We start from the raw sequence: 831 nt of genomic DNA, 5'->3' as shown, positions 1-831 counted from the left end.
CGCGAGGCTCACCTTGATCTCGTCGAAGGTCTTGGCCGGGGTCAGCGGATTGAACGGGTTGTTCGTGAGTTCCTGGTTCATTTCAAATCCTTGAATCTAGGCAGAGGGCGACGGCGTGCCGCGCACCCCCGAAGGGGGGCACGCGGCGGGGCGCCGTTACTCGTCCTCCGCGTCCAGGAGTTCCATGTTGAGGCCGAGGCCCCGGACTTCCTTCACGAGGACGTTGAACGATTCCGGCACGCCGGCCTCGAAGTTGTCCTCGCCCTTGACGATGCTCTCGTAGACCTTGGTCCGGCCCGCCACGTCGTCCGACTTCACGGTCAGCATCTCCTGCAGCGTGTAGGCGGCGCCATAGGCTTCCAGCGCCCAGACCTCCATCTCGCCGAAGCGCTGGCCACCGAACTGCGCCTTACCACCGAGCGGCTGCTGGGTGACGAGGGAGTACGGCCCGGTCGAACGCGCGTGGATCTTGTCGTCCACGAGGTGGTGCAGCTTGAGCAGGTACTTCACGCCCACCGTCACCTTGCGCGAGAACTTCTCGCCGGTGCGGCCGTCGAACAGGTCCGACTGGCCCGAGGTGTCGAAGCCGGCACGGCGGAGCGAGTCGTTGACGTCGTTCTCCTTGGCACCGTCGAACACCGGGGTGGCGATCGGAACACCGCGCTGCACGTTGGTCGCGATCTCGGTGACGCGCGCCTCGTCCATGCCTTCGATGCCCTCTTCGTAGACATCGTCGCCATAGGCGATGCGCAGCGCCTCGCGCACCGGAGTGAGATCGCCCGAACGACGATACTCCTGCAACGCCTCGTCGACCTGGATGCCGAGGCCGCG

General features: G+C 65.6%; 1 protein-coding gene. It reads right to left on the bottom strand.

Features of this window, described 5'->3' with window-relative positions; all coding sequences use genetic code 11:
* Positions 1-156: 156 nt before the first annotated feature.
* A partial coding sequence (locus NHG85_RS19040; RefSeq protein ID WP_502213728.1) for a DNA-directed RNA polymerase subunit beta occupies positions 157-831 on the bottom strand: 675 nt, incomplete at its 5' end.

It is taken from the genome of Limimaricola litoreus (genome assembly GCF_024159025.1).
Classification (GTDB): Bacteria; Pseudomonadota; Alphaproteobacteria; order Rhodobacterales; family Rhodobacteraceae; genus Limimaricola; species Limimaricola litoreus.
Note: the sequence above shows the minus strand (reverse complement) of the source record. Positions and strands in the feature narration are given on the sequence as shown.